This is a genomic window from Legionella spiritensis (genome assembly GCF_900186965.1).
In the GTDB taxonomy this organism is placed as follows: Bacteria; Pseudomonadota; Gammaproteobacteria; order Legionellales; family Legionellaceae; genus Legionella_C; species Legionella_C spiritensis.
The window spans coordinates 3,286,567-3,308,818 of sequence record NZ_LT906457.1 but is presented as its reverse complement, the minus strand read 5'-3'; the positions used below and the strand labels follow the sequence as shown (position 1 = coordinate 3,308,818).

The window sequence follows — 22,252 nt, the reverse complement described above, 5'->3', positions numbered from 1 at the left end:
TTCACGGAGCCTGGGTTGTAAAGGTGTATTGGTCTTCTTGTATGTCTTTGATAAAATAGTCAATGTCGTTAAAAAGCTCCTGTGCCTTAAGGATATTGTTGCTTTTCCTGTTGATCGCCGCCATTTTGAGCTCCAGTAAGTCATTCTGGAAATCCTGTAGGGATTGACCGAGATCCGTATCCTTGTTATCGGTCAGATGCCAGGCTTCAGCCAGCAAATCCTCAATGTTGCGTACCAGTTTATCAAATGTTTCGGGATCACCCTGTGGTTCATGCTCAGTCCTTGCGGCCGCCTGGGTCGTCCAGGCGTCGTATAGAAGCTTCAATATCAACAGGCCAAGCGGCAATAAAATCAGAATACCCAGAGTCATACCGGCGTTAAAATGGTTTGGTGCTGGCGTGAGAGTGATGTTACGGGCGTTGTCACTATTACCAATTTGCGGGTATTCACAACCCGTACTGCTGCTCCCCGACAACATGACGTCACAAGGCGAAGGAATGGATTTGAAAGGTGAGGGCGGAGGAGACCAGAAGGTAATCGGTGGAGATATACGGGCTGCGGACGATGTGCATAATTCAGGATGGAGCATCTCGGGTTTTTCCGGGTTGAATCCCCTCATCCCTGATTCAACCGGTATAGGCTTCTGAACATCTATTTTTTCACCGATATCTTCCTCCCGCGGTAAAAACACATCTGATTTCGCAGGAGGGGACAGACCCCGTAATAAATACTGATGTCCAACCCAGGCATCCATTGCGCTCATTAATTGTTGCACCGATGCTTGCAGAGAGGTTAGCATGGCCTGTTGCCCGGTTTGGCCGGTGTGCTGGCTTAAATGGGAATCCAGGTCGCTGATGGTCTGCAGCAGTTCATTACTCGCTTCCTGTAAATCGCCCGGTGACACCTGGTAACGAGCCAGATTATCCTGATTGCTGATGAATACGTCTATTTTTTCCGCTTTGTTTGATAGCCAGGGTTCCCACCACCTCAAATCCTGTTTCTCCTGAAGATATTGATGGTAGGCGCGGGTGTTGCCCTCCATGACTTCGACAATGCTTGCCTGCGAATAATGAACAAACTGTTCTATGCTTTGTAACAGCATTTGCATTTGTTCACGGAACTGAATGAACGTAAAAACCTCGCCGCCTTGATCAAATAAAAGCAATACCTGTTCAATAATACGTTGAAAACGCGAGATTTCCTGTAAGTTGACCAGACTTTCACTATACGCTTTCCTGAGATCTTTGGGCAGGTTATCTATAAATTTGAAATCTGCGCAGTCTTCTAATATGGTTTCATCCAGTTCGAGGATATCCGGTCGCATCGTCGACTCATGGGTGGTTAGCGTCTCGGCAAGCGCGTCGGTAAGGGGTTTGGCGCAACGTTTTGCCGCCAGAGTTGGAAATTCCTTATGAGGGTTGTCCCGCAATTCAGGTCGCGAATCAAAATGTTCCCAATAAGGATGAGGGTTGACGGAATTTGCTGTCAAAGCGAAATGCAGTCCGGTGTGTCTTAATTCCGCGAGACGGGTTAACTGCTGTTGCAAGCGTTCAAAATTGTCTTTCAACTGACGCGATTGCAGCTTGTTTTCAATTTCAGTCTGGACATCTGATTCTATGGTGCGGCGGCAATCTGCGAGAAAAAGGCGATCACTGCCAACATCCGCGGGAATATGAATTTCTACCGTTCTTATATATTTGCGGAGCAGCCGTAGCTGTTCGTTGACATAATGGCCATCGGAAATAACGGCCAGGCGGTTTAGAATATGAACGATATCCAGTAGAAAATAGTTCATTGGCTGATTGAGGTAGGCATCGCTTAGCAGGCTGTTTCGTTTTAGCAGGTAATCACCGAAGGTACGGGTCATGGTGTATAATTGAGTCCAGACTACCTTGCGTTTGGTCTGCAATCCAATGTGAAAATCATCGCGGCCAAGCTCAAAACGCGGTTTCAGTTCACTATTCCAGATCCATGAGCCTTCGTTGACGTTAATGAACGCGGTTTCGTCATCATCAAACCACCGGTTATCCGTTTGCAATAATTCTTGAGCCATGCCGCTTGCCGCGCGTGTTGAGAGGATCAGGCTACGAAGCGCCAGTTCTTTTACGGTATAACACGCTTCATTATGAAACAACCGGGAGGACAAGCCGAATCTTGCATGGTTCGGCATGGGGCGATATTTGACTCGATGATATCCTTCTCTCATACGGCCTCCTGCGTTGGAAATCCGTGCAACTGGACTGTATTACACTAAATTGTAGAATCAACTATTAATTAGCCATATATTTATCCAGTTGTAAATGTATTTATGGGCAGCTCATGACAATTCACTTTATTTCAAGGTATGATTCGCCATCACATAATTGAGCGCATTGTCATGGCTAATGATTTTTTAAAAACCTTACCGCAATTCATGATCCCAAAGCATGGGTTAACGTCCTTCGCGGGGGCCGTGGCCGATGTGAGAGTACCGGCTGTTAAAAATTTCATAATCAAACGCTTTATCGCAAAATACGGGGTGGATATGAGTGAGGCCCGGGAGGAAAATCCCGAGAATTATCCCACGTTCAATGATTTTTTTATCCGGCGGTTAAAGTCGGGGATCCGTCCAATAGCCGATGCGTCGGTTGTGTCTCCGGTTGATGGTATAGTCAGCGAGTTAGGGTCTGTAAAACAAGGCCAGTTATTACAGGCCAAGGGACGTTTTTATGATGTGGGGGAATTTCTGGGCTGTGAACCGGCGTTATTTCAGCCTTTTATCAACGGATGCTTTGCAACGCTTTATTTATCTCCGAAAGACTACCACCGTATTCACATGCCTGTTGACGCGAAGATACGTTCCATGACCTATATTCCGGGCCAGTTGTTCTCCGTTCAACCGTCCACCGTTCGAGTGATTCCCAGGCTTTTTGCACGTAACGAGCGGTTGGTCGTGTATTGCGATACGCCGCTGGGGTTAATGGCCATGGTTTTAGTGGGTGCCACCATCGTAGGCGCCATCGCGACCAGTTGGCATGGCGAGATTCCGCGCTGCAAGAGTATACAGCGCTTTGACTACTCAACCTCCCCGATTGCGCTGCAAAAAGGGGACGAAATGGGGTATTTCAAACTAGGCTCAACGGTTGTGCTGTTATTCGCCGACGGCGAACGGTTAAACTGGACTTCCTCGCTGCACGCCGGTAGTGGCATTCGATATGGGCAAGCGCTGGTTGATTAGGGCTTGCCGGGGTTTCATGACTTGCGAAAGCAAGCAGAACCCGGGATCCGGTTCTCCGGAGCCACGCCCGGACTACGGATGCTAATCTTTTTAAAATTAATAGAAGAAAATCCAATGAAAACAGTCTGTGTGTATCTAGGCGCTAATTTTGGCAATAATAATCACTTTAGTGAGGCGGCCATTTTATTAGGTAAAGAACTTGCTAAAATGGATTTAACTTTGGTTTATGGCGGTTCAAGTTTGGGTATGATGGGGTTGCTTGCCACCACTGTTAAAGAACACGGAGGTAAAATAATTGGCATAATAACCAAGCAACTTATCGAACGAGAAAAACCTTTAAACCTGCTAGATGAATTGCATATTGTTGATACAATGCAAGAAAGAAAAAAAATGATGCAGCAGATGGCTGATGTATTTATTGTTATGCCAGGCGGTTTGGGCACATTGGAAGAAGCATTTGAAACATGGAATGCAATAAAAATCGGAGGGCTAGAGAAAAGCATCGGCTTTCTAAATATAGATGGCTATTTTGATGGATTATTCTCATTTATCGGTACTTGTGAACAAAGTGGTCTTCTACTAAAAAAAGATAGGGATATACCGGTAATTCAGTCCCGTGTCGAATCGCTTTTAGCAAAGATGATTACACCGCAAAAAGGGGTGAATAAAACCAATAATATGTCTATGGGTGCGGTATAACCGCAGTTTATCTAAGGATTGAGCATGTCTGGAATTTATATAAAATTCCAGATGGTACCGAGAAGAGGACTCGAACCTCCACGGGGTTACCCCCACTAGCACCTGAAGCTAGCGTGTCTACCAATTCCACCACCTCGGCATAGGACGGTAAAATACTTAAGAAAGGTTGCTCTGTCAATCTTTATTCAAATAAATGTGGAAATAGTTGCATGTTTTTATCGTTTCCCAGGTCACGCCGGTCCGGGTGATGAAAACAGCCGATTGTTTTACGGGGGAATAAAAATATGTCTTTTATGGATTTTCTGCAGCAAGGCATTAACACGCTTTTTGCCTGTCTTCCCAGAAAACGGCCGACGGCGTCTCTGGCAAACCAGGTTAAACTGATTGCTCATCGCGGCGCTCATGATAAACAGAGGCACGTCATTGAAAACACCCGCCAGGCTTTTGAGCAGGCTCTTGTTCTGGGTTGCTGGGGGATTGAATTCGATGTCCACGCCACAGGCGATGATGTTCTGGTGGTTAACCATGATCCGACCTTGTCGCGGTTATGGGGGCATGACATGGCGATACGGGATATGACGTTTGCCGAGCTACGTGCGCTGGTACCTGATATGCCAAGCCTTGAGGAAATGGTAAGCCTCTATGGCCGTAAGATGCACTTGTTTATCGAGTTGAAAGCGCCCTTTGCGCACGAAAAAAAATTACATGATACCCTGCGTTCACTGACACCCTGTGAGGATTACCATTTGCTAAGTCTCGATGCGCCCTTGTTTGCCGGTCTGACCTTGTTCCCGAAAAGATCCTTGTTGCTGGTGCCGGAGCACAATAATGTGTCCGCGTTTTGCCGATTGGCGATACAGAGGCAATACGGCGGCGTGATGGGCCATTTTTTATTGCTTACCCATAAAAAAATTCGCTGGCTGCGAGAGGCGGGGCTCAAGGTTGGCGTGGGTTTTGTGGATTCCCGGCATAGCTTATATCGAGAGATTAACCGCGGGGTTTATTGGGTGTTTAGCAATAAATCAGCATTGGTGAGCCGAATTTTAAAGGATATTCAATGATTTTGTCCGCCAGCACCTTGACGCAGAGAGAGTCCCGCAAATTATTTGAAGGCTCCCTGGCGGTTGCGGCTCAATGCTCAGGGAACCGGATTTATGGTTAACGCGGTCCAATCATTTCCTCGGGTTTGACGTATTCCTTAAATTGCTCCGCCGTTAAAAAGCCAAGTTTCACCGCCGCATCAAGCAACGACGTATTCTCATGATGAGCCGTTTTGGCGATCTTCGCAGCCTTGTCGTAGCCTATGTGCTGATTTAACGCCGTAACCAGCATCAGGGAATGATGCAGGTATTGATCAATTTGTTCGCGGTTGGCGCTCAATCCCTCTATGCAGAATTCCCGAAAAGAATGACAGGAATCAGCCAATAGATTGAGGGAGTGCAAGACGTTGAAAATGATAACGGGCTTAAAGACATTCAGTTCAAAATTTCCCTGACTTGCCGCGACGGCCACAGTGGTATCATTACCGATGACTTGCGCGCAGACCATGGTCATGGCTTCGCATTGCGTGGGATTGACCTTGCCGGGCATGATGGATGAACCGGGTTCATTTTCAGGGAGAATCAATTCACCCAGCCCGCAACGGGGGCCTGAACCAAGCCAGCGTATGTCGTTGGCAATCTTCATCAGCGCGCACGCCAGGGCTTTTAAGGTGCTGTGCGCCATAACCAGGGATTCATGCGAGGCCAGAGCCGCGAATTTATTGGGTGCGGAAACAAAAGGCAGCCTGGTGATGGCGGCGATATGGGCTGCGACTTTAACGGCGAATTGAGGGTGTGTGTTTAATCCGGTTCCGACTGCCGTACCGCCCAGGGCCAGTTCATAAAGCTCTGGCATGACTTGTTCCATGCGTAGGATACAAGCGTCCAGTTGCGCGACATAGCCTGAAAATTCCTGTCCCAGGGTCAACGGAACGGCGTCTTGTAAATGGGTCCGTCCTATTTTGACGATGTCCTTGAATTCCTCCATCTTGGCGGCCAGTGCTTCCCGAAGTTTACGAACGCCCGGTAACAGCTTTTGCTGAAAAGCCAGTGCGGCCGCTATGTGCATGGCGGTAGGAAACGTGTCATTTGATGATTGCGACATATTGACGTGATCATTGGGATGAACGGGCGTTTTGCTGCCCAGTTGTCCTCCCGCTATTTCAATGGCGCGGTTGGCAATCACTTCATTGGCGTTCATATTGGACTGCGTGCCACTGCCTGTTTGCCAGACATGCAGCGGAAAATGATCATCCAGCTTTCCTGAATGGACTTCTTCTGCCGCTTTAATGATTAAATCGGCTTTGTCCTGACTGAGCTTTCCAAGATCAAGGTTAGTCATGGCGGCTGCTTGTTTAACGATGCCGAAGGCGTGGGTGACTTCACGGGGAATGATATCCTGGCCTATGTTAAAGTGGTGCAGTGAACGAGCCGTCTGCGCTCCCCAATAACGATCGCCGGGGACGGTAATTTCCCCCATGCTGTCGGTTTCAATGCGTGTGGTGGCCATTGTATTCGATTCCTTGTTTAAGAAAATTGATGATTCCGCAGTGTGTGGACATATGCTTATGAAGTGAAAGTTAAGCTGATTTAGTCCAAATTTTAGCTTTAATGAGGAGAATAGCAAGCGCTATTTGAGAGTTTAAAGGTGAGGTTTGAACAGGTTGACTTGATTTCGGACTATGGAAGGCAGGAGGCCACACGCCCTTTGGCTCACCGCCTGCCGTGCTTGCCATAAAAATGGAACGAAGGATTGCTCGTCGACCTTAGGCTCTGTGAACCAAAAATGATTGCAAGGCCAGGATAAATTTTTTATATTGCGCAAAGCCTTGTTTTTATCAAGGCCAAACATTTTATTATTTGCGCAGGGAATCACGACTTATGAATCATTCAACCCGGTTTGCCACGTTCGTTCTTATGTCATTATCTATACTTGCTCCCCAGATATCGTATGCCAGGTATGAGCACCGATTGACCATAGTCAACCATTTTGATAAGCCCATGCACTGGATGATCACTATCAACCCCCAGGTTCTTCCGGGCTTGCCCGCAGAATTCAGCCTTATGGTGAATGAACAGGTGAGCACCGAGGTTCTGGCGACGGGGAAAGAAGCGTATCTCGCCGGGCGCGATGATGAACAGGGCAACGTCTTTTGGGGCGTGGAAGTGGCCCATGATCAACTGGTATTTCATGGGTATATCAGTAAAGCTATTGCATATAGCTGGTCAAACGACACGATTACCTTTTGCACGCCTGAAGAATACAAAAAGAGCGGCGGCCATTGCTAGAACCAAAATACCTGCGGCAAGAGAGGCAGGAATCCTATTGTAGGGGAATGGCGTAACGCAAAGCCGTTTCACTTTGTTGCAGGAAAATCTGTTTATGTTAAAGCGTGATATTTCAACCACGAATATTCTCATTGCCTCAGCGGGAGGAATGATAGGATCCGGATGGTTGTTCAGCCCCTTTATCAGCGCGCAAATGGCGGGAAGCAATGCCTTGGTCAGCTGGGTTATCGCCGCGGTTTTCATGCTGTTTATTGCCTTGCCCTTATGCGAGCTTGGCGCCATGTTTCCTGTTTCGGGCGGCATGTCCAACTACCCGACGTTCACACATGGCCCGGAGGTCGGTTTTTTGTTTGCCTGGACATCCTGGCTCTCCTACGTCGTTATGACGCCTATTGAAATACAGGCTATTTTGCAATATTCCAGTTATTTTTTCCCTGGTTTAATGGCCGGCGGTTCCTCGGCACTTACCTTGTCCGGTTATGGTTATGTGGTTGCGGTGTGCATCATGTTGTTTGTGGTGATACTCAATTCCTACGGCATCAAAATGCTGGCCGAATGCAACAAGTATGCAAGTATTATAAAATTTCTGTTGCCGGGCATTGCAATTATGGCGCTGCTTGGCCATTCACCAACATGGAGTAACGTGTCCATTCATCTGGCGGACAAGGAAAGCTGGGTACAGATATTTTCCGCATTATCTGCCGGAGGTGTGGCGTTTGCGTTTACCGGCTTTCAAAACGGGTTAATGCTCGGGGGTGAAGTGAAAAATCCCCAGCGCAATATTCCAATCGCCATATTAGGCGCGGTGCTGATTGGGTTTGTTTTGTATTTTATGCTGCAATTCAGTTTCATTGCCGCGATGCCGTCACAGTTTCTGGCGCATGGCTGGCAAGGCTTGAGTTATCCCGGAGACAGCGCGCCTTTGGTAGGTTTGACTTTGCTTCTGGGATTGAGTGTGGTTGGCACGCTGCTCCTGATAGATGCGGCATTCTCGCCTTTTGGTACGACCCTGGTCTACACGGCGGCGACGTCGCGTATTCTTTATGGTATGGCGCTGAATAACCACTTGCCGAAGCTTTTTTTGAAAGTCAACCGACACAACATCCCATACATCACCCTGTACGCCAATTTTGCGGTAGGCGTTTTTTCTTTTTTACCTTTTCCAGGATGGCAAAAACTGGTGGCGTTTCTTTCCTCCGCCAGTATTCTTTCCTACGGTATTGGCCCTGTCTGTCTTTTAGCCATGCGCAAGCTGCAACCGGATACAACAAGACCTTTCCGCTTGCCGTTCAGCCGGATTTTATCTCATATCGCGTTTTATATCTGTAATTTGATGCTGTACTGGTGTGGTTTTTCCATTTTATGGAAACTGTATGTTGCCTTGCTTCTGGGGCTTGGCCTGTCTTTGGTTTATCACCGCAAGCGACTGGGTGATTGCGGCGCCAGTTTGTACTGGTTTTTATCCTGCATGACATTGCTGTTGCTCATCTCCGGACTGGGTACTTTTGGTGGTGCGGGTATTTTGGCGTTTCCCTGGGATATGCTTTGTCTTTTTCCCTTTAGCGTGTTTATGCTGTATTGGTCGCAAACTGTGCTTGATATTCATAACCATGACGCCATTGATTATGAAAGAATGGATGGCGCCGGGCGTGAGGTGTTATCTTAAATGAAAATCAATAAATTCGATATTACCGGAGCATAGGGTGAGAGACGTTCGTATCTATCAGCCTGGAGATTTTCAGGTGGGGGAATCGGTGGCGTTGTCGGAGGAAGCCGGGCGGCACGTCGGCGTGGTGTTGCGTATGCAGCCTGGCGAGAAGCTGATTCTGTTTCCGGGTGATAATCGTGAATTTGTGGCCGAAATCGTGGCGGTACACAAAAAAAAGGTATCCGTCTTGTTGCAGGGGGAGCAAACGGTTAATCGCGAACCCCCCATTGCCGTTCATCTGGCTCAAGCCATCTCCAAAGGGGATCGTATGGAGTGGGTTGTGCAAAAAGCGGTGGAATTGGGTGTGGCGCAAATCACTCCGGTTATTACCGAGCGCTGTATGGTGAAGCCGGATGCCGCGCGGTTGGCTAAAAAACGGTTGCAATGGCAGGCTATCGCAGTTTCCGCATGCGAGCAATGCGGACGAAACCGGATCCCGACCGTGCATGATCCCGTGGCCTTTTCTGATTTTCTGCACCAGCCTCATGCCGGCACCCGTTTTGTTTTGCATCCTGAAACGGGAAAAAACTGGCGTGATTATTCGCAGGGTTTCGAAGAAGCGGTATTGTTTATCGGTCCTGAAGGGGGGCTGACCGCACAGGAGTTGGAACAGAGTGCGGCGGCGGGTTTTGCGCCGCTGACATTGGGAGCCCGAGTGTTGCGTACGGAAACAGCCGCTGTTGTCGGGTTAAGTGTCTTGCAAGCGGTGTGGGGTGATCTATAATGGTTGTCAATCCATATTTTTTTAAAAGGTGAATTATGAGTGATTATATTAAAACGGTAACCGATGCCAGTTTTGAAGCGGATGTCCTTAACTCGGGCAAGCCCGTGCTGGTTGATTTCTGGGCGGAATGGTGTGGCCCCTGCCGTGCCCTGACGCCTATACTGGAAGAAGTCGCCTCGGCTCATAGCGACAGCATGACGTTTGCAAAAATTAATATTGATGAAAATCAGCAAATGCCGGCCAAATATGGTGTCATGAGCATTCCAACCTTGATTCTGTTTAAAAACGGACAGGTTGAGGCCGTGAAAATGGGATTGTTATCCAAATCCCAGTTAAGTGCTTTTGTAGAAAGCAATGTGTGATATTTCCAGGGCTTGTTCACAAAACCGGATGATGCTCTCCAGGGTTTTTAACCTTTGGAGAGCAAAAAAGCTGGATAAAGTTAAAAGCTCGTGGTAAGCTCATAATGCAATGAGTGGCTATTTTTCTTTGGGTCGCTAATCTCCAGTTATTCTGATTTTGAATTCTATTAATAGATGCCAATTGCTATCGACAGTTGGCCCAAGTGGATACTGGGTTTGGTTATCCAAGAAAACAAGTGCCTCATCCTGTAAATCACAGGATCATTAGGCCAGGCGATATTTCTTCCTGCCAAGGCGCGGAGAAAGCGAATATCGGCGGCTATATTCAACTGATGAGTAACACGGGCAGGGACAAATAGCGACAGAATCATGGTCTTGTGATTTACAGGATGAGGTACTAATAGTTAGGCAGCGGCTTCCCAGGCTGCCCTTCCCATAAAATTTTCCCGGAAATTCCATTTCGTTTAACCAATACATCAAGTGAGAAGTATGAATCTTAGAGAACTTAAGCAATTACCTATTGCCGACCTAGTCAATATCGCTCAGGAAATGGGGGTAGAAAATACCTCCCGTATGCGTAAACAAGATATGTTGTTTGCTATTCTTAAAACCCATGCCAGTAAAGGAGAGGATATTCACGGAGGAGGTGTTCTGGAAGTATTGCCCGATGGATTTGGATTTTTACGTTCAGAAGATGATTCCTACCTGGCCGGGCCTGACGACACTTATGTTTCTCCGAGCCAGATTCGACGTTTTGCCTTGCGCACCGGCGATACCGTGTACGGCAAAATTCGTCCGCCAAAGGATAGTGAGCGTTATTTTGCCCTGTTGAAAGTGGATCAGATCAATTTTGATTCACCAGACAGTGCCAAACGTAAAATATTATTCGAGAATTTAACACCGCTTTTTGCCTCTAAGCGTCTGGTTATGGAGCAAGGCAATGGCAGTACGGAAGATTTAACCGCACGGGTGGTCGATTTATGTGCCCCCTTTGGTCGAGGTCAGCGCGGCCTTATTGTCTCGCCTCCCAAAGCCGGTAAAACATTGATGCTTCAGAATCTTGCCCACTCCATCGAAAAAAATTATCCGGACTGTTATCTGATTGTGTTGTTGATTGATGAGCGGCCGGAAGAAGTCACGGAAATGCAACGTTCCGTCAAGGGCGAAGTGGTTGCCAGTACGTTTGACGAGCCGGCTAATCGCCATGTCCAGGTTGCGGAGATGGTGATTGAAAAGGCGAAGCGTCTGGTTGAACATAAACGGGATGTGGTGATTCTGCTCGATTCCATTACTCGTCTGGCGCGTGCGTACAATACGGTGGTACCTTCCTCCGGAAAAGTGTTGACAGGGGGTGTGGATGCCAACGCCTTGCAGCGTCCGAAAAGACTTTACGGGGCTGCGAGAAATATTGAGGAAGGCGGCAGTTTGACGATTATCGCTACCGCTCTGGTCGATACGGGTTCCAAAATGGATGAGGTTATTTATGAGGAATTTAAAGGAACCGGTAACATGGAGATTCATTTAAGCCGCAGTATTTCCGAGCGTCGCGTCTTTCCCGCCATTAATATTAATCGTTCCGGTACTCGTCGCGAAGATCTGCTCCTAAGCCCGGAAGATCTCCATCGCACCTGGATTTTACGTAAAATTCTCCAATCCATGGATGAGTGCGACGCGATTGAATTTCTGCTTGAGCGCATGAAAAATCACAAAACAAACGCTGAATTTTTTGAGGCCATGAAGCGTCAGGAATGATCTGTCAACAAGCCTGGGATCTGCGCCCTTTTTCGCTTCCAAACCTGTAGGTTGGGCCCCCTGGCCCAACACTCACGGGAAATAAGTTTGAGCGTTATGCTGGCAAACCTTTAGGTGCCTGTCAGCTGATCCAGTCGTTTAGCACTATGCCGATGCCCGCACTGGTCGTGCGGTGGTTGTATTCAATGAGGCTTTGTCCATAACCGCTAAAAAACTGACCGTAAATGGACAAGGTGTCCAGTATGGGAAAAGAAAGGGTGGCTTGAACAAAACCGCGCTTCAAACCGCTTTCGATATTTTGTATTTCAACACTTAGTTTGGATTGAAACGGCAGTTCATGAGCAAACAGCAGGTTTTCATAGCCAAGATAATGTGCAATATCGGGATTGTGTAATTTGCTCGAATCCGCCGTACCGATTAATGCCCAACCGCGTAAGCCCACAAGCCAGCGGTTGCCGGACAAATTTAATTGCACAACAAGACGGTTCCAGCTGCGTTCCAGTTCGCCCCCGCGGCCGTTGGATTGATGATCAACGCCAAACCGGGTTTGAAGGCGGGAATTTATGTCATGTTCGAGATAGAGCTCCGGCTCATAATTGGTTTCCCGAAAATACTGTGATTTGGCGTAGAATTGCCAGTACATGAGCTGGGTATAGGCAAAATTCAAAGACAGGGGTTTCTTTTTGATCAGGTTACGAAGGATTGGGATTTTTAAACTGAGCTGCGCCTTGAATTCCTCCTTGTTGATCAATTGATTATTGGGTGTCGAATTCAGATAAATGGCTTGATAAGGGCTTGCAGTATAGTAATAGGGCAGCACGTAGTTTGGTCGATGCAAGCTGATGATGTTCGGGCTGCTTGCGGCCTTTTTCTCTTGCCGGATTTGTTTTTCGAGTATGGTTTTTTCCTGAGTATCGGGCGATTGCGGTTGGGATGAGCCGGCCGTGTCTGATTTGGAAAAAGCGGGGCAGGTCCATAACAGACTAACAGGAAGTAGGAACAATAGGCACATAGAATGTATTTTCACGTTGGTAATCCTGCATTGCCTGGTAAACGGAGCTTTATGAGTGACTGCCCGGGATTTACACTGGGCCATTAGCTGTGTAAAATATGCTCTTTAATAAAAGTTTTTGCGCTAACAGCAATAATCCTGGTGATCATGTCCAAATATAAAACCTGTTTTTTCTCGCCAAACCAAAGCTCTGAAACTATTCATGGCGTAAAATTCATCGGCATGATGAATTCTTCTTGCGATATCCCCGAACTGTATAGGGGATTTGGTGATATCTCAACTACTATGTTTGCCTTGCCAACCATATGTCTGGGGCTTTTTGGCCACAGGTTGCCAGAACGGGTGACGATGGAAGACATCCGCTTGCATAAAACGACCAATATTACCGATGATGCCCACATGGTATCCCTGACAACGAATAAACAAGTCGCGAAAGATTGGGGTAATAAAAACTATATTACTCTGGATCCTGTCCTGTTTCGTCAGTACGTGATTGATGTGCATAAAACCTATACGTATCATCACTATAATCTTCCGGGCAGAATGGAACGCGAAGCAGAGCATGTCGCGCTGGCTGTTTTGTTCTGTAGCGTCAAAAGTATTACCATCGGTGACACCGACATAAAAAATCCATTTTATGTCGCTATCGACGAACATAATGAGGAAGCCATACAAGCGTTTGAAAATCTGTATCTTGATTATCTGACCTTGCTGAGAACATTGCGTGAGCAACCCGGGCAAGCGGAGGAAGCCAGCGGTCTGCTCGTAGAGTTTGTCGAGACGTACCTCTCTTTTTATGATAAATTCGCCGGTCCTGATAACCCGTTTGATAAAACAGCAGACGAATTGCTAATTCATTATCCGGAATTTGTGACGCGTTTTTTGCAACAGGCAGGCCATGTTGATTGTCAGACGGTAACGTTCAAGGAACTGGCTCGAACAAGCAACAAGAATTTGATTGAAAATCATGCGTATGGCAGGACTTTGACGCAGGCCACGCCATTTAATCCCTCCCAGATAGTGACCTGCTATGACGATCCCTGGTCTTATTCCACTTATGAGTAGGCAACACACCCAAATCCGTGTGTTACAATCGAACTCTACAACCTGGGATTGACCGGAAAGGAGATAAGCGGTTTAGGTATCCCTGTCCGGCGGGTTATGCCATAATTCTCCCACATCAATATCGGCATGGGTAAGCATGAAATATGCGGATTTGCGTGATTTTATGACGCAGCTGGAATCACAAGGCTTGTTACAACGTATTGACTACCCCGTCTCACCTTGTCTCGAGATGACGGTGGTGAGCGACAGGGTTTTACGTGCCGGAGGGCCGGCCTTGCTGTTTACCCACCCCAAAGATGCGTCCATGCCGGTATTGACCAATTTATTCGGCACTGTGGAGCGGGTTGCCATGGGCATGGGAGAAGACAGCGTTACCGCTCTGCGGGAAGTGGGTAAATTACTGGCCGCCTTGAAAGAGCCGGAACCGCCCAGGGGATTTAAAGACGCGTTTAATAAGCTGCCCTTATTGAAACAGGCGTTAAATATGGCGCCCAGATACGTCGGTAACGCCCCCTGCCAGACTATTGTCAGGGAATATGATGAAGTGGATCTGGGTTGCCTGCCCATCCAGACCTGCTGGCCAGGGGATGCGGCACCGCTGATTACCTGGGGGTTGGTCACGACCCGGGGGCCGGAACAGGCCCGTGAAAATATGGGTATTTATCGTCAGCAGGTGATTGGTAAAAACAAATTGATCATGCGCTGGTTGTCTCACCGTGGCGGTGCTTTGGATTTCCAGGCCTGGCAACAGGCTTTTCCCGGTGAGCGCTTTCCGGTGGCGGTGACTTTGGGCGCTGATCCGGCAACCATTCTGGCGGCGGTTACACCCGTTCCCGACAGTTTATCCGAATACGCGTTCGCTGGTCTTTTACGCGGCCAGCGTACGCAATTAACTCAATGTCTGGGCAGTGATCTTCATGTGCCGGCCAGCGCCGAAATTATTCTGGAAGGTTATCTGGAGCCCGGCGTGGAAGCGCCCGAAGGCCCTTTTGGTGATCATACGGGCTATTACAATGAAGTGCAGTCTTTTCCCGTATTGACCGTAGAGCGTCTGACCCACCGGCCTAATCCTGTTTATCACAGCACCTATACCGGCCGTCCACCTGATGAGCCTGCTATTTTAGGTGTCGCGCTCAATGAAGTGTTTATCCCCCTGTTACAAAAGCAATTTCCAGAGATTGTGGATTTTTATCTGCCGCCGGAGGGTTGTTCCTACCGTTTGGCGGTTGTTACCATCAAAAAGCAATACCCGGGTCATGCAAAACGTGTGATGATGGCGGTATGGTCTTTCCTTCGCCAGTTTATGTATACCAAATTTGTAATTGTCTGCGATGATGATGTGGATGCGCGTAACTGGCAGGATGTTGTCTGGGCAATGACTACCCGCATGGATCCTGCAAGGGATACGGTTATGGTGGAAAACACGCCCATCGATTATCTCGATTTTGCTTCCCCGGTTTCGGGTCTTGGGTCTAAAATGGGCATGGATGCGACCGGTAAATGGCCAGGCGAAACACAACGGGAGTGGGGAAAACCGATTGAAATGGATGAAAACGTGCTGCGAACAGTAGCGGATTATTGGGATAAACTGGGGTTGTCGAAATGAGTGTGGTGCGGACAAAGGCTCAAGTAGAGCATATTATGCCATTGACCGATAGTATTATTGAACTGATTCTTGCTCCGCAAACTTATGTGGATTATCAGGCAGGTCAGTATCTGAAGATTCACTCCGGTGAGGAACATTTCAGCTATTCCATCGCCAATGCCCCGTTGGGTTCCCATAAATACGAATTGCATATTCGTCATGATCCGGTTAATCCCTATAATCAACCTCTTTTCGACGAGATCAAACGACAAGGGGAAGTATTGCTGTCCCTACCCTACGGTGATTGCCATATTAATCAGCTAGATAGAAACAAACCCATTCTTTTTATTGCCGGCGGTACCGGTTTTTCACCTGTCAAGGCCATAATAGAACAATTACTTGCAACCGGAGATACCAGGTATTTTGCCCTTTACTGGGGAGCCCGGTCGCAAAGTGATTTGTATATGGATGAAAAAGTAATGCAATGGCAGGCTCATGTGAGCCGCTTCAGGTATGTTTCATTATTGCCGCGCCATAATAAAGAGACTCTGGCCGCATTGGTTATCGCGGATTACCAGGAACGTTTGCTTGATTATCAGGTGGTACTTGGCGGTCCTTTTGATATGGTTTACGCAACTCGTGACGCTCTAATACGTTATGGCGTGCCTCGGAGCTCCCTGTTTTCCGACGCGTTCAGTTTTGAATAAACCTGATTTAACTGGAGAATAAACAATGGAAACGCTTTATCAGATCCTTGGGCTTATAGGAGCGGGATTGATTGTCTGGTATATGTATCGTGTCGTGAAAGGCCGTCCGGAATTATTTACCCGGGCTAATCTGAACAAGAGCTTCTTCAGTATGGGCATTCTGGCCTTGATATTGATTGCTTTCGTCGCTTTTTTGATTATTATGGTTCGCTACACCTGATCATCTCACGACGTTTATTAATGGCATTTGCTGTTCCTATGAAAATTCCCTTGTTTTTCAATCAGATACTGAGAAACATTGGGGTTTTCAATGTTGTGCGTATCCATGTCCCTGGCCAAATGACATTCCTCTACATAAGAAATATGACTGCTTTTGTCGACTAACAGCCGGTACCAGGGGTTGCGAGAAGCAAAAGGACGCTTGCATGCCTGGGGATTATAATGTCCGGAAGCCTGAAAAACAGGATCAACATCAATAATGATGGCGCGATAACCATGCTGTTGATGTATGACGAATTCACCGACGTTGAATTTTGCTGTTTTTATCATCATATTCCCCAATAATTATGCAAGGCTTGCCTTTTATAACTCGTATCGGTTAGCCTCAATAAATCTTGAATTATCATCATAATTTCCTGTGAATAAAGAATTATTGCGCTATAAGATTCGCTTCATCAGTATCGTTTTACTGGTGGGCTACGCCTACATGCATGTCAAACTCACCGGCGTTTATACCGATTCCACTCTGCAGGAGTTGATGAATTTCAGGGTACGCATGCCTTATGGACAGCGCGTGCTGGTGCCTGCCATCGCCCATTTTTTACATGGATATTTGCCATTGACCGTCGATGAAACCTTTTTCGTGCTGGAGCTATTGTTTACCACCTTGTTTTTTCTGGCTTTGCGTGCCCTTCTCCTGAAATCGTTTTCTGAAAAACAGGCGTTATTACTGAGTTGGCTGTTTTTGTTACTCCTGCCTTTGGCAACGGTGGTGAATTATCGTTTTACCACGGGCGGACAGGCGACATTTTTTTATCCTTACGACACGGCCGCCTTATTTTTTATCGCAGCAGGGTGGTTACTTTGCCTTGAAGCACGCTGGTTTCTCTTTGTTCCGCTGGTTTTTCTGGCCACCCTGAATCGTGAAAGCAGTATTCTTCTGGTCATACTGGTTCCCGCCCTCTACTGGCGGCAGTGGATTAAGGTGTTAATGCCGACGCTGTCGGCGGCCACGGCTTATGTCGCTGCGCGACTGATTATTTTGTACTGGCTGCAAAATGCACCCGGTTCCATTGTTGAGTGGTACTATCGTGGCGGCAGCCATACCTATTTTGAAGCGAATCTCGTATGGCTTCTGGAGGATCAAAACCTCCTGCTGTTTATGTTTTGTTTTGCCGGTTTGCCTTTGTTCTGGTTTGTGTTCCGTGATTATATCCCCGGGCAGTACCGCCCCATTCGCTTTATTGCGTTTTTTTATTTTCTCGGCTTATTCCTGATCGGCAACTTCAATGAGGTACGGATATTTAATGAAATCATTTTGCTCCTCTATCCGCCGGTTTGTCTGGCGCTGGATCGCTGGCTACAGGGGCTGGAGCCCTACCCGATTAAAACCCGGGGATTAGCTTGTTACTGTGAAAGATATTTCATTCTCACGGCGCTAGCCTTGATGGTACTGCTGTGGTGTTGGTTGAATGACGTTGTTATCTGGCTATCCCACCATATCTAGGGCGTGTTTTTACAAAAAAGCGGTAGCCCGCAAGGAGGCCTGCGGCCGTATTGCGGGTTTAATGTTCAATATTGCTCCAGGAGAACAGGCGAGTACCCCGGTGAACGGTTATCCCGCATTTCGGCTTCGCCTTCATGACGGGCTACAGAAAACGAAATTATCCACATTTTCGCTTTGCGAAAAAATTGGTTCACAGAGCCTAGGGAGCTTGCCTGGCCAGGGTACGGCTTTGCCAGGCTGCCAGAAGCAGGCCCAGCTCGTAGAGCAGGCATAAGGGAACTGCGAGCATAATCTGGGAAAAAACGTCGGGCGGGGTCAGTAACATCCCTGCCGTAAACGATCCCACGATGACATATGGCCTGATTTGCTTTAATACGCTCAATTCTATCCAGTGCAGGCGAACGGCGGCCATACAAAGCAAGGGAACCTGAAAGCACAATCCAAACAAGATCAGCATATTGGTTATGAAGCCCATGGCTCCGGCTATATCCGGCATGAGTTTGACACCTGCGGGAACGGCCCGGGCAAAAAACTGAAACATAAAGGGCAACACCACATAAAAGCAAAAGAGCAGACCGGCGCAAAACAAAAGCAGGCTCATGATCATGGCGCCTGTCAGGATGCGGCGTTCATCCCGGTACAAACCGGGCGCTACGAACAGCCATATTTGGATGAGCGCAAAGGGCATGGCACCTAACAAGGCCGCATCGGCGGCCAGTTTGACAGGGGTTAAGACAGGTGAGGCGATTTGAGTGGCTATTAAGGTGTTGCCGCTGGGAAGTGCCTGGATCAGGGGGGTCACGACAATTTGAAATAAAGGATTGGCGTAGAAAAAGAACAGGAAAAACAAGCCTGCAAAAAACAGGATAACCATTAATGCGCGTTTTCGCAATTCGATAAGATGGTTTAGCATGGGCGAACCTTGCTGGTGCCGGCATTTTAAAATGATCAGCTTACAGGGATTGTCACTATTTAAAAAGTATTCCTCTGAAAAAACGGGTTGTCTATAGACAGCCCGGGGAATCTATTGGTCAAAATTAATTAACCGGAAGGCATGAAAATTCGTTATAATAGGGGCTTGTTGACATGTCAACATCCTAGTGTGATTATTTGAGGTAATATCCTGTGCGTCACCAGCCACGTAAGCGTTTCGGCCAGAATTTTTTACAGAGCCAGCCTGTTATAGCGAATATACTCACCGCTTTAAACGCGCAAACCGACGATCGATTTGTTGAAATCGGTCCTGGATTGGGCGCTTTGACTCTCCCTCTGTTGCAGCGCCTGAAATCTCTGACCGTCATTGAAATCGACACGGATTTGCAGGACTATCTTGCCGGTTTACCGGATACGGAACAACGCTTGCATCTTGTGCGGGCCGACGCGTTAACGGTTGATTTTTCCCAATGGGGGGAGCGGTTGCGACTCATTGGTAATTTACCCTACAATATTTCAACGCCTTTGCTGTTTCATTTGCTGCGGTACGTATCATTCATGCAGGACATGCATTTCATGTTACAAAAGGAAGTGGTTGAACGCATTGTCGCAAATCCGGGCAGCAAAACCTATGGTCGGCTCAGTATCATGATACAATATTTCTGCGAGGCTTATCATTTGTTCGATGTGCCGCCGCAGGCGTTTCATCCTCAACCCAAGGTTCATTCCGCCGTGTTGCGATTAATTCCTCATAAGACACCGGTTTATCCCGACGTTTCGATCACTACGCTGGAGTGTCTGGTAGCCAGGGCTTTTGCCATGCGTCGCAAGACTCTGGCAAATAATTTAAAAACGCTGCTGAGTGCACAACAACTTCGGCAATTGGGCATTGATCCCGGCGCCCGCCCGGAACAAATATCCGTTGGAGATTATGTCCGTATGGCGGACTATCTTGCCCATGGTGTAAAATTATAAATGTAGTATCAATTCTGGAGGTTCCATTGTTTCATCGCTACGGGAAAAAAGGGAAGTCATCTCAAGCCAAGCCATTGAAGGAGTTGACTCGTATCGTCGCTACGGAATTATTGCTGGACGATGAAAAGCGACGTGTTCTTTTACAGCGGATTGAAGACGCGTGCTCTCTGGAGACGACGCGTTACGACAGTCTGTGTCGGGTTTTAGTCCATAATCTGGTCAATCACTGTCAGAGTTTACCGGAAACGTCAAACAGTTACTATTCCCAGCCCGGCGGTTTGCTGGATCATGCGTTGAATCGTACAGAAGCCGCGTTAAGTCTGTTTCGTCGTTTTCTTATCCGGGAAGATAGCAAGGATGAGTTGTCGGAAGAGCAGAAACTTTGGCAATACGCCTTATTTTCCGCCGCCCTGCTACAGGGAATAGGAAAGCTGTACATGGATTTGCGTGTGGATATCTTTGATAACAGCGGCCTGTTTTTAAAACAGTGGAATCCCTTGCTGGAAAGTCTTGTCGCAGTAGGCAGTCACTATAAGTATGAGTTTCAGAAGGAAGGTGATATTGAGTTTCGGCGACGTTTGAATTTGATGCTGGCGCGTTGGTTAATGCCGTCCGCCGGATTTGCCTGGATTGCCTCCAACCCACAGGTTTTGACGGTCTGGCTGGCGTTGTTGAATGAGGATCCTTATGCAGCAGGAACGCTGGGTGCGATATTAATCAGAGCCGATGCCATCGCTATTCAGCGATATTTTAACCAGTTGCTGGCGCGAAACTATGGCGCGCGGACCGGGCGTTACAGCCGGGTCAGCACGTTTGCGGGAGGAACTCCGGAGTCACTGAGCGATCTGGAGCAGATAACCGGAATGGAATTTATCCAATGGTTGACCAAAGCGCTGGAGGGCGGACGGTTGATGATTAACAAGGCGCCATTGTTTATGGTGCCCGGTGGTTTGCTGATGTCGCCCGATGTTTTTAAATTGTTCGTCAGAGAGCATCCCGAATTCAAAAACTGGCAAGCGATTCAAAATGGTTTCCTGTCATTGGGCATGCATAAGGTGGGGCCGGATGGCAATGCGATTTCCCGCTTTGAGCAAAGCAGTAATCAGCAAATGCACAGCGGAATTGTTTTTGCGGATTATGCCGTCGCCTTGCCGGACGAAGTGGGGCTTCACCAGATGAATACAGGAAAATCAAGCAAAATTTCTGCAACGGAATTTATTTATCAGGCTAAATTTAATCAGCATTTTACCGGTCAGACATCCCAGATGGCTGCCCAATCCATGCAATATCTCAATGCGTCCGGACAATGGCAGCAAACGGCGCCAGCGGCTGCCGCGGCATTACGGCCTGGCTCCGGAGCGTTGCACGGTGTCTGATTACGCCATCGGTGATGTACAGGGATGTTATGAGCCGCTTGTCCGTCTTCTGGAGCAGATCCGGTTTAACGAGCATCGCGATCGCTTGTGGTTTGTCGGTGATTTGGTGAATCGTGGCCCTCAGTCACTGCAGGTCTTGCGATTGATCAAAGCCCTTCCCGTGCCTCCCCGCATCACACTTGGCAATCATGATTTGCATTTATTAAGTACGCTTTTCGGTGAGCCGGTCAAAAACAACGAAGACGATACCCTGCATGATATTCTGATAGCCGAAGATGGGGAGGAATTGGGGCATTGGCTACGAAATCAGTCCATACTTCATTACGATGAAACATTGAACGTGGTTATGTGTCATGCCGGGATTGCTCCCATGTGGGATCTCAAACAGGCGAGGCGCCATGCCCGGGAGCTGGAGCAAGCGATAGCCGGGCCAGACTATCGAGAATTTTTTTCCCATATGTACGGCAATCATCCGGATGTGTGGTCTGACGATTTAGCCGGAATGGATCGGTTGCGAGTGATAACCAATTATTTTACCCGCATGCGCTTTTGCGATGTTCAGGGCCGTCTGATCCTGAATTACAAAGGTACTATCGCCAAGGCGCCACCCGGCTTAATGCCCTGGTTTGCCGTTCCCGGGCGATTATCTGTTTCCGCCGATGTTGTGTTTGGCCATTGGGCTGCCTTGCAGGGGCAATGTCCGGATCCGCGTATTCATGCTATTGATGGCGGCTGTTTGTGGGGCGGGGAGCTGATTGCGCTGCGGTTACAAGACCGGAAACGGTTTGCCGTTCCCGGCCTCAGGCCGTAAGGTGACTCGATACGTAGGCACGGAACCTGGTACCTGATTCACAATCAGGTTGTTGGGCTGTCTTCGGCGCGATATTCTATAATATTGCCGGGCTGGCACTGCAAATAGCGGCAGATTGCTTCAAGTGTCGCAAATCGAATGGCTTTTGCCTTACCGTTTTTTAGAATAGACAAATTGGCTTCGGTGATCCCTACCGCCTCCGCCAAATCCTTTAGACGACATTTGCGCCTGGCCATCATGACATCCAGATTAATAATAATAGACACAGACG

22 protein-coding genes and 1 tRNA gene are annotated in these 22,252 nt (G+C 47.9%); 16 read left to right on the top strand and 7 right to left on the bottom strand.

Annotation, left to right across the window (positions count from 1 at the left end; translation table 11 throughout):
* Nucleotide 1 precedes the first annotated feature (1 nt).
* Nucleotides 2-2,206, bottom strand: coding sequence for a hypothetical protein (locus tag CKW05_RS15065; RefSeq protein ID WP_058482046.1), 2,205 nt, complete (start codon nt 2,204-2,206; stop codon nt 2-4).
* A 171-nt stretch (nt 2,207-2,377) separates the two neighbouring features.
* Here CKW05_RS15065 and asd point away from each other — a divergent pair, with 171 nt between their 5' ends.
* Together asd and CKW05_RS15055 are read left to right on the top strand one after the other, a co-directional pair.
* On the top strand, nt 2,378-3,217 hold the full coding sequence (gene asd, locus CKW05_RS15060) for an archaetidylserine decarboxylase (RefSeq protein ID WP_058482077.1): 840 nt from the start codon (nt 2,378-2,380) through the stop codon (nt 3,215-3,217).
* A 78-nt stretch (nt 3,218-3,295) separates the two neighbouring features.
* Nucleotides 3,296-3,916: an LOG family protein gene (locus tag CKW05_RS15055; RefSeq protein WP_231950632.1), complete on the top strand. Its 621-nt coding sequence runs from the start codon at nt 3,296-3,298 to the stop codon at nt 3,914-3,916.
* 52 nt (nt 3,917-3,968) lie between these two features.
* Here the strand turns inward: CKW05_RS15055 and CKW05_RS15050 are convergent.
* A tRNA-Leu gene (locus CKW05_RS15050) sits at nt 3,969-4,055 on the bottom strand.
* A gap of 145 nt (nt 4,056-4,200) precedes the next feature.
* Here CKW05_RS15050 and CKW05_RS15045 point away from each other — a divergent pair.
* Entirely contained in the window at nt 4,201-4,977 is a 777-nt protein-coding gene (locus CKW05_RS15045) for a glycerophosphodiester phosphodiesterase (protein WP_065238348.1), read from the top strand.
* Between the two features lie 97 nt (nt 4,978-5,074).
* Here CKW05_RS15045 and fumC read toward each other — a convergent pair whose 3' ends face one another.
* Nucleotides 5,075-6,466, bottom strand: a complete 1,392-nt coding sequence (fumC, locus tag CKW05_RS15040) for a class II fumarate hydratase (RefSeq protein WP_058482045.1) — start codon at nt 6,464-6,466, stop codon at nt 5,075-5,077.
* A 371-nt stretch (nt 6,467-6,837) separates the two neighbouring features.
* Between fumC and CKW05_RS15030 the strand changes: the two genes are divergently transcribed.
* The 5 genes from CKW05_RS15030 to rho all read left to right on the top strand — a co-directional run bounded on the left by CKW05_RS15030 (nt 6,838) and on the right by rho (nt 11,791).
* The gene (locus CKW05_RS15030; protein ID WP_058482043.1) at nt 6,838-7,245 is read left to right on the top strand and encodes a hypothetical protein; all 408 of its coding nucleotides are present in this window, start codon (nt 6,838-6,840) and stop codon (nt 7,243-7,245) included.
* Nucleotides 7,246-7,339: 94 nt separating this feature from the next.
* Nucleotides 7,340-8,911: an APC family permease gene (locus tag CKW05_RS15025; RefSeq protein ID WP_058482042.1), complete on the top strand. Its 1,572-nt coding sequence runs from the start codon at nt 7,340-7,342 to the stop codon at nt 8,909-8,911.
* Nucleotides 8,912-8,948: 37 nt separating this feature from the next.
* Nucleotides 8,949-9,677, top strand: coding sequence for a 16S rRNA (uracil(1498)-N(3))-methyltransferase (locus CKW05_RS15020; protein WP_058482041.1), 729 nt, complete (start codon nt 8,949-8,951; stop codon nt 9,675-9,677).
* A gap of 35 nt (nt 9,678-9,712) precedes the next feature.
* Nucleotides 9,713-10,039, top strand: a complete 327-nt coding sequence (trxA, locus tag CKW05_RS15015) for a thioredoxin (RefSeq protein ID WP_058482040.1) — start codon at nt 9,713-9,715, stop codon at nt 10,037-10,039.
* 489 nt (nt 10,040-10,528) lie between these two features.
* A complete protein-coding gene (gene rho / locus CKW05_RS15010; protein WP_058482039.1) occupies nt 10,529-11,791 on the top strand; it encodes a transcription termination factor Rho in 1,263 nt (420 codons plus the stop codon).
* Between the two features lie 121 nt (nt 11,792-11,912).
* Here rho and CKW05_RS15005 read toward each other — a convergent pair whose 3' ends face one another.
* Nucleotides 11,913-12,818 carry a phospholipase A gene (locus CKW05_RS15005; RefSeq protein WP_157737730.1) on the bottom strand — a complete coding sequence of 302 codons (906 nt, stop codon included), beginning with the start codon at nt 12,816-12,818 and terminating at the stop codon, nt 11,913-11,915.
* A gap of 132 nt (nt 12,819-12,950) precedes the next feature.
* On the opposite strand from CKW05_RS15005, the gene CKW05_RS15000 reads away from it, so the two are divergent.
* The 4 genes from CKW05_RS15000 to CKW05_RS14985 all read left to right on the top strand — a co-directional run bounded on the left by CKW05_RS15000 (nt 12,951) and on the right by CKW05_RS14985 (nt 16,380).
* Nucleotides 12,951-13,868 carry a hypothetical protein gene (locus CKW05_RS15000; protein WP_058482037.1) on the top strand — a complete coding sequence of 306 codons (918 nt, stop codon included), beginning with the start codon at nt 12,951-12,953 and terminating at the stop codon, nt 13,866-13,868.
* Between the two features lie 136 nt (nt 13,869-14,004).
* Nucleotides 14,005-15,474, top strand: coding sequence for a 4-hydroxy-3-polyprenylbenzoate decarboxylase (gene ubiD / locus CKW05_RS14995; RefSeq protein WP_058482036.1), 1,470 nt, complete (start codon nt 14,005-14,007; stop codon nt 15,472-15,474).
* Nucleotides 15,471-16,160: a ferredoxin reductase domain-containing protein gene (locus CKW05_RS14990; protein ID WP_058482035.1), complete on the top strand. Its 690-nt coding sequence runs from the start codon at nt 15,471-15,473 to the stop codon at nt 16,158-16,160. The genes ubiD and CKW05_RS14990 overlap by 4 nt, the downstream gene beginning before the upstream one ends.
* Before the next feature lie 25 nt (nt 16,161-16,185).
* Nucleotides 16,186-16,380 carry a hypothetical protein gene (locus CKW05_RS14985; RefSeq protein WP_058482034.1) on the top strand — a complete coding sequence of 65 codons (195 nt, stop codon included), beginning with the start codon at nt 16,186-16,188 and terminating at the stop codon, nt 16,378-16,380.
* Between the two features lie 17 nt (nt 16,381-16,397).
* On the opposite strand, the gene hspQ is transcribed toward CKW05_RS14985, so the two are convergent.
* A complete protein-coding gene (gene hspQ, locus CKW05_RS14980) occupies nt 16,398-16,709 on the bottom strand; it encodes a heat shock protein HspQ (protein WP_058482074.1) in 312 nt (103 codons plus the stop codon).
* An 88-nt stretch (nt 16,710-16,797) separates the two neighbouring features.
* On the opposite strand from hspQ, the gene CKW05_RS14975 reads away from it, so the two are divergent.
* Complete coding sequence (locus CKW05_RS14975; protein ID WP_058482033.1) at nt 16,798-17,886, top strand: hypothetical protein; 1,089 nt, start codon at nt 16,798-16,800, stop codon at nt 17,884-17,886.
* A 199-nt stretch (nt 17,887-18,085) separates the two neighbouring features.
* Here CKW05_RS14975 and tatC read toward each other — a convergent pair whose 3' ends face one another.
* The gene (gene tatC, locus CKW05_RS14970; protein ID WP_058482032.1) at nt 18,086-18,799 is read right to left on the bottom strand and encodes a twin-arginine translocase subunit TatC; all 714 of its coding nucleotides are present in this window, start codon (nt 18,797-18,799) and stop codon (nt 18,086-18,088) included.
* A gap of 212 nt (nt 18,800-19,011) precedes the next feature.
* Here tatC and rsmA point away from each other — a divergent pair, with 212 nt between their 5' ends.
* From rsmA to CKW05_RS14955, 3 genes are read left to right on the top strand one after another with little or no spacing between them, the layout of a single operon-like run.
* Nucleotides 19,012-19,794: a 16S rRNA (adenine(1518)-N(6)/adenine(1519)-N(6))-dimethyltransferase RsmA gene (gene rsmA / locus CKW05_RS14965; RefSeq protein WP_058482031.1), complete on the top strand. Its 783-nt coding sequence runs from the start codon at nt 19,012-19,014 to the stop codon at nt 19,792-19,794.
* A 26-nt stretch (nt 19,795-19,820) separates the two neighbouring features.
* Complete coding sequence (locus CKW05_RS14960) at nt 19,821-21,170, top strand: conjugal transfer nickase/helicase domain-containing protein (protein ID WP_193392647.1); 1,350 nt, start codon at nt 19,821-19,823, stop codon at nt 21,168-21,170.
* The gene (locus CKW05_RS14955) at nt 21,163-21,981 is read left to right on the top strand and encodes a symmetrical bis(5'-nucleosyl)-tetraphosphatase (protein WP_058482029.1); all 819 of its coding nucleotides are present in this window, start codon (nt 21,163-21,165) and stop codon (nt 21,979-21,981) included. The genes CKW05_RS14960 and CKW05_RS14955 overlap by 8 nt, the downstream gene beginning before the upstream one ends.
* Nucleotides 21,982-22,025: 44 nt before the next feature.
* Here the strand turns inward: CKW05_RS14955 and CKW05_RS14950 are convergent, their stop codons facing one another.
* Nucleotides 22,026-22,247: a helix-turn-helix domain-containing protein gene (locus CKW05_RS14950; RefSeq protein ID WP_058482028.1), complete on the bottom strand. Its 222-nt coding sequence runs from the start codon at nt 22,245-22,247 to the stop codon at nt 22,026-22,028.
* Between the last annotated feature and the right edge of the window lie 5 nt (nt 22,248-22,252).